The organism is Oribacterium sp., from assembly GCF_057249185.1.
Window position 1 is genome coordinate 1 of the sequence record NZ_DBHIGR010000118.1, and the last position, 7044, is coordinate 7044.

Here is a 7044-nt window from a genome sequence, read left to right on the forward strand (position 1 = left end):
CGGGGCTTTATCTTCGGAACCGCCATCGCCTATGAGTTGCATAAGGGCTTTGTGCCGGTACGAAAGAAGGGAAAGTTGCCCAGAGAGACGGAATCCATTGCCTATGATTTGGAGTATGGCAAGGCTGAGGTGGAGATTCACAAGGATGCCATTCAAAAGGGTACCAAGGTGGTTATCGTGGATGACTTAATCGCGACAGGAGGAACTTTGGAGGCGGCCTGCAAGCTGGTGGAGCGTCTTGGGGGAGAGGTGGCCAAGATTTCCGTGGTGATGGAGCTTGCCGGACTGGAAGGCAGAAAGAAGCTTGAAAACTACTCCTTGGAATCTCTCATTTGCTACGAAGGAAAATAAAGCTTTAGGAGAATAGGATGAGTGAGGAATTAACCCGGGAGGATGTGCGGAAAATCGAGGCGGAGATTCAGAAAAGAAAGCTGGAGATTCGCCCGAAGCTGATTGAGGCGGTGAAGGAGGCCAGAGCTCAGGGAGACCTGTCGGAAAACTTTGAATACTATGCCGCCAAGAAAGAGAAGAATCAAAATGAATCCCGGATTCGTTATTTAGAGCGGGTATTAAAGTTTGCCAAAGTGATTTCCACAAAGTCGGAAGAGGGCGTTGTGGGAATCAATGACACGGTGGTGGTGTATTTTCCGGAGGATGAAGAGGAAGAGTGCTATCGTCTGGTCACCTCTATTCGAGGGCAATCCCTGGAAGGAAGAATTTCCAATCAGTCTCCTTTGGGAAAGGCACTGATGGGAAAGCGTGTGGGGGAGGAAGTGGAGGTTTTCCTGGAAGGGGGAGGCAGTTATACCGTTTTGATTCGCAGTATTGAAAAAACAGGAGAAAAAGAGGAAGAGGAAATCCGAAAATTCTAGGATTTCCTCTTCCTTTATTCTTAAAGATTGTCTCTCGGGTAGTTTGCAATATCCTGTTTTTGCCGAGTGTCCCTCGCGTAGTATGCGATATCTCATTTTACCTGAGTGCCCCTCGCGTAGTATGCGATATCTCATTTTACCCGAGTGTCCCTCCCTTAGATGTTCCATTCTGCTTCTTATGCTTTAGCCTGTTAAGGAGGTGTCCTCCGCCATTAACATGGATTCTTCCTTATCCAAAGCCACGAAATCCGCATGACGGTACAGATAGTCCATCAAATCTCGACGTTTTACAATGCCGATAAAGTGTCCCAGGTCATCCACCACCGGTACAAAGTTCTGGGTAAGAGAACGAGCAACCAGTCCCTCCATGGAACTGTTGATTCCCACTGCCTCAAAATGCTTTCGCATAGGGATATCCTTTACCAGTACCTTCTCCGCCTCTTTCAAATCCAGATTCAGTTGATTCTTAATTTCCCAAAGAAGATCCCCTTCCGTCAGGGTGCCGGCAAATTTTCCGTCTTTACTTAAGACGGGAATGGCTGAATACCGGTGAAACTCCATTTTCTCCAAGGTATTTCGCAAACTGTCTTCTTCCTTTACATATGCCACGTCACATTTTGGAGTAAGAAAGAAAAGTATATTCATGCTTGGGACCTCCTGTCATTTTCTGCTCATAGAATGGGACAAAAAGAAAATATCCTTTTGCCCAAGGTAGTATATCGGCAAGAAAGAAAAAGAGTATGAACTTTTCTTTATAATTTTGTAAAAAAAGAAGAATACTTATACATTTTCATCTTATACCGATAGTACTATATTTCTTGTTTCTACTATAAAAAAAAGATATGTACGAATTGTGACAGGCTTATTAAAACTTCCTGCAAATAAAGACTTAAATTTTTTGAATACTTCGATTTTGACAAGGAAGAGGAGACAGGGTAGAATACAAGGATAGTGACAGATTGGAGTAAGTATGACAGATAAAAAGGAAGACAAGCCCTTAGAGAGGCCAAGGGATAATACCCCTCCGGAGGAGCTTTTAAAGATACTTTTGGCAAATGTTCGTTCTTACCATCCTTCAGATGACCTTTCCATGATTGAAAAGGCCTATGAGGTGGCGAAGGAACAGCACAAGGACCAGAAGAGAAAGTCGGGAGAACCCTATATTATTCATCCCCTCTGTGTAGCCATCATTTTGTCCGACCTGGAAATGGATAAAGAAACCATTGCGGCGGGACTCTTACATGATGTGGTGGAAGACACGGGGATGAGCCTTAAGCAGGTAGAGGAAATGTTCAATCCGGATGTTGCCGTACTTGTGGATGGGGTTACCAAGCTGACCCAGTTAAATCTAAATACCGATAAGGTTGAATTGCAGGCGGAGAATCTCAGAAAGATGTTTGTATCCATGGCCAAGGATATCCGGGTCATCATCATCAAGCTGGCGGATCGCTTGCATAATTTGCGTACTTTGGAATACCAGAGTCCGGAGAAACGAAAGGAAAAGGCCAGAGAATCCCTGGAGATTTATTCTCCCTTAGCGGATCGTCTGGGTATCAGCAAGATTAAGATTGAGATGGACGACCTTTCCTTGAAATACTTGGAGCCGGAAGTTTATTACGATCTGGCGGAGAAGGTACATTTTAAAAGAGAGGTTCGGGAAGAGCGAATCGACAAGATTGTGCAGGAAGTGCGGGAGCATATCGAAGAGTCCGGCATCAGGGCCAATATCAAGGGACGAATCAAGCATTTCTTCTCCATTTACAAGAAGATGGTAAATCAGAACAAAACCATAGACCAGATCTATGATTTGTTTGCCATCCGTATTATCGTGGATACGGTGAAGGACTGTTATGCGGTGCTGGGCTTTATTCACAAGCTTTACACCCCCATCCCCGGGCGCTTTAAGGACTATATCGCCATGCCTAAGCCCAATATGTACCAGTCCCTTCATACTACGGTAATCGGAAAGGACGGAGTGCCCTTTGAAATCCAGATTCGTACCTTTGAAATGCATAGAACCGCGGAGTTCGGTATTGCCGCCCACTGGAAATATAAAGAAGAGGGAGGCTCTGAGAATAAGGCCACTGAGAATGAGATGACGAAAATGAAGTGGCTCAGCGAAATCCTGGAGTGGCAGAAGGATGAGTCCGACTCCAAAGAGTTTATGAAGATGGTAAAGTCCGATCTTTCCCTCTTTAATGAAAGTGTGTACTGCTTTACCCCCACGGGAGATGTGAAGAATCTTCCGGCAGGCTCCACACCTATTGACTTTGCCTATTCCATCCACTCCGCAGTGGGAAATAAGATGGTGGGAGCAAAGGTAAATGACAAGCTGGTGCCCATTGAGTATGTGCTTCACAATGGAGATAGAGTAGATATTATTACCAGCCAGAACTCCAGAGGACCTTCCAGAGATTGGCTGAAAATTGTAAAGTCCACCCAGGCGAAAAATAAGATTAACCAGTGGTTCCGCCACGAGCAAAAGGATGAAAATATTGACAGAGGTAAGGACCTCCTGGATCGTTATGTGAAAAGTAAGGGACTGAATCTTCCGGAGCTTACCAAACCGGAGTATGTGGAGGCGGTGCTTCGCCGATACAGCTATCGGGATTGGGAAAGTGTTTTAGCCGGTGTAGGCCGAGGAGGTATTAAGGAATCTCAGGTTATTTCCAAGCTTTTGGATTCCAAACAAAAGGCGGAAAGCAAGACGGTGGACGATAAGACCATTTTGCAAAATATCGGAGAAATGACCAATAAGCCGGAGGTTATCCGAAGAGCCAAGTCCGGTATTGTGGTGAAGGGAATCCATGACTTGGCAGTGCGCTACGCAAAGTGCTGCAATCCCGTGCCGGGAGATGAAATTGTGGGCTTTGTGACCAGAGGTCGAGGTATCACCATTCACTGTACCGACTGTATCAATATGATGAACCTTCCGGAAGCGGAACGGAAAAGAATGATTGATGCGGAATGGCAGAGAGGACCGGAGCAGGAAAGTTATGCCACGGAACTTACCATTTATGCCAATAACCGTATGGGACAGATTGTGGACATTTCCAAGGTTCTTACGGACAATAAGATTGACATCAGCAGTATGAATTCCCGTACCGGAAAAAATGGTAAGGCCACCATTAATATCAGCTTTGAAATTAAGAGTAGAGAAGAGCTGAATGATATTATCGGAAAGCTGAAGAAGATTCAGGGAATTATAGAGATAGAAAGGGCAAAGGGGTAAGATGTTTAATATACGAAGCCTCACCGTAGGCATTGTGGCAACCAACTGCTATTTGGTTTGGAATAAGGCAACAGGAGAAGGAGTTTTAATCGATCCGGGGGATGAAGCGGAGCGAATTTGTTCAGCCATTGCGGAAGAAAGAGTAAAGTTAAAGGCTATTCTTTTAACCCACGGACATTTTGACCATATCCTTGTGGCGGAAGAACTGAAGGAAAAGTACGATGTACCTCTCTATGCCTCCAAGGAGGAGAAGGAAATGCTGGGAAGTTCCCGATGGAATCTTTCCGGAAGGGAGGAAGGAATAGAAATTACGGATTACATTCCCTTAGAGGATGGAGAAAGTATAGAACTGTTAGGAAAGGAGTGGAAGGTGCTTTCCACTCCCGGACATACCAAGGGTTCGGTATGCTACTTTGTTCCCGGAGATATTCCCTATCTTTTCAGTGGAGATACTCTCTTCTTTGAGTCCTATGGAAGAACCGATCTTTACGGAGGATCGGAGGAAGCCATTAAGAAGAGTATCAAAGAAAAGTTGTTTACTCTTCCGGAGGAAACCTTGGTTTATCCGGGGCATGAAGAGGCAACCACCATTGCCAATGAGAAGCAGTATAATCCGGTGAATTTTATGAGGTGATGAAAGCGAAGTGAAAGGCCATGTGTCCGCTTCCCACAGGATAGGGAAAAACCGGGGCACGCTCCCGCTAAGCTCGCCTGTTCCCTCCACCTCTTAAAAAGCAAGCCTTATAATACTCTTTCCCACCCATTTTTCACCCTGAGAAAATTTGTGAAAATGCCCATTGAATATCCCCTTCCTTTGTCGTATGATAGAGAGGCTTTCACAAGATATTGTGTTTTCATGATAAGAGTATTCTATATCGTGTTAGTTTTTGGGCGGGATAGAGAATAAGGAAAGCTTGAAAAGTCTTGACTTTTTGGGCTTTTTTGCCGGAAAAGAGGAAAAGTGAGTTCAAAGAAGAGGAGGCTTTTGTTGAAAAAACAGAGCCCGATTCTTTCAAAAAGTACAATGGATGGGGGATAAGATGGAGAAAGAGCTTTTGATTATGACCAATGTGATTAAGAGAAATGGCAAGGAGGTCAAGTTTGACATTTACAAAATTATCCATGCCATGGAGAAGGCCAATAAAGAGGTTGCTCCTGTCTATCAGATGAACGAGTATCAGATTCAGGCTGCTGCGGAAACGGTAGCGAAGAAGATTCAGGTCTCCAGCCATGCTGTGAATGTGGAGGATATTCAGGACATGGTGGAAACTGCCATCATGGAAATGAGAGCCTACGAGGTAGCCCAGAAGTATGTTCGTTATCGTTATAAGAGAGAAATGGCAAGAAAAGCCAACTCCACCGATGAAGATATTCTGGCATTAATCGATCAGGCAAATGAAGAGTTAAAGCAGGAGAACTCCAACAAAAACCCTGTTATTAACAGTACCCAAAGAGACTATATGGCGGGGGAAGTTTCCAAGGATTTAACCAAAAGACTTTTGCTTCCGGAGGATATTGTGAAGGCCCATGAGGACGGTGTGATTCACTTCCATGATTCCGATTACTACGCCCAGAAGGAGCATAACTGCGACTTAATCAATCTGGAGGATATGCTGCAAAACGGCACCGTAATTTCCGAAACCATGATTGAAAAGCCTCACAGCTTTTTTACGGCTTGCAATGTAACCACCCAGATTGTGGCTCAGGTGGCTTCCAACCAGTATGGTGGACAGTCCTTTACCCTTTCTCACTTAGCTCCTTTTGTGGATATTTCCAGACAGAAGATTCGAGAAGCGCTTATAGCGGAAAGAAAAGAAACCGGCGAGAGCATGGATGAGAACATCATTACGAAAATCGTAAATCGCCGTCTGAAGGAAGAAATTAAGAGCGGAATCCAGACCATCCAGTATCAGCTGATTACCTTAATGACCTGTAATGGTCAGGCTCCCTTTGTGACCATGTTTATGTATTTGGATGAAGTTCCTGAAGGGAAGACTCGAGAGGATTTGGCTCTCATTATCGAAGAAGTGCTTCGCCAGAGAATGCAGGGGGTAAAGAATGAAAAGGGCGTTTGGATTACCCCGGCCTTCCCGAAGCTGATTTATGTTTTGGACGAGGACAATATTACTGAAGACGCGCCTTACTATCATTTGACTAAGCTTGCGGCTCAGTGTACCGCAAAGCGTATGGTTCCGGACTACATTTCCGCGAAGATTATGCGGGAGTATAAGGGGGGAGATGTTTATCCCTGTATGGGCTGCCGCTCCTTCTTAACAGAGGACAAGGAAGGCTTAGGAGAAAATGGTGCCCATAAGTACTACGGTCGTTTTAATCAGGGTGTGGTAACCATCAATCTGGTGGATGTGGCTTGTTCTTCCCATGGAAATATGGATGCCTTCTGGCAGATTTTAGAGGAAAGACTGGAGCTTTGCCACAAGGCCTTGCGGCTTCGCCATGAGAGACTTTTGGGAACGGTTTCCGACGTGGCTCCGATTTTATGGCAGCACGGTGCCTTGGCGAGATTAAAGAAGGGCGAGAAGATCGACAAGCTGCTTTACAACAACTACAGCACTATTTCTTTGGGCTACGCAGGTCTTTATGAGATGTGCGTACGGATGCTTGGGAAGTCCCACACCACAGAGGAGGGAAGAGCATTTTCCTTAAAGGTTATGGAAAAGCTGAACGACTCTTGCAAGAAGTGGAGAGAGGAAGAAAAGATTAGCTACTCCGTTTACGGAACGCCTATGGAGTCCACCACCTATAAATTTGCGAAGGCTTTAAAGAAGCGTTTCGGAACAATTCCGGGAGTTACGGACAAGAACTACATTACCAACTCCTACCATGTGCATGTTTCGGAGAAGATTGATGCCTTTTCCAAGCTGGCCTTTGAGGCGGATTTCCAGAAGCTTTCTCCGGGAGGAGCCATCAGCTATGTGGAAG

The 7044-nt window shown here is 45.2% G+C and carries 6 protein-coding genes; 5 read left to right on the forward strand and 1 reads right to left on the reverse strand.

All coding sequences use genetic code 11. The features are described from left to right. Together ACO4PX_RS07250 and greA are read left to right on the forward strand one after the other, a co-directional pair. On the forward strand, positions 1 to 351 hold a 351-nt coding region (locus ACO4PX_RS07250), incomplete at its 5' end, for an adenine phosphoribosyltransferase (protein ID WP_485572126.1). Between the two features lie 17 nt (positions 352 to 368). Then, the gene (greA, locus tag ACO4PX_RS07255) at positions 369 to 872 is read left to right on the forward strand and encodes a transcription elongation factor GreA (protein ID WP_485572127.1); all 504 of its coding nucleotides are present in this window, start codon (positions 369 to 371) and stop codon (positions 870 to 872) included. Positions 873 to 1055: 183 nt separating this feature from the next. Here the strand turns inward: greA and ACO4PX_RS07260 are convergent, their stop codons facing one another. Beyond that, entirely contained in the window at positions 1056 to 1517 is a 462-nt protein-coding gene (locus ACO4PX_RS07260) for a CBS domain-containing protein (RefSeq protein WP_007157615.1), read from the reverse strand. A 325-nt stretch (positions 1518 to 1842) separates the two neighbouring features. Here ACO4PX_RS07260 and ACO4PX_RS07265 point away from each other — a divergent pair, with 325 nt between their 5' ends. From ACO4PX_RS07265 to nrdD, 3 genes are all read left to right on the forward strand, one after another. After that, entirely contained in the window at positions 1843 to 4104 is a 2262-nt protein-coding gene (locus ACO4PX_RS07265; RefSeq protein ID WP_485572128.1) for a RelA/SpoT family protein, read from the forward strand. Between the two features lies 1 nt (position 4105). Next, positions 4106 to 4738, forward strand: coding sequence for an MBL fold metallo-hydrolase (locus ACO4PX_RS07270; RefSeq protein WP_485572129.1), 633 nt, complete (start codon positions 4106 to 4108; stop codon positions 4736 to 4738). Positions 4739 to 5144: 406 nt separating this feature from the next. Beyond that, positions 5145 to 7044, forward strand: a 1900-nt coding sequence (gene nrdD, locus ACO4PX_RS07275) for an anaerobic ribonucleoside-triphosphate reductase (RefSeq protein WP_485572130.1), incomplete at its 3' end; no start/stop codon positions are given.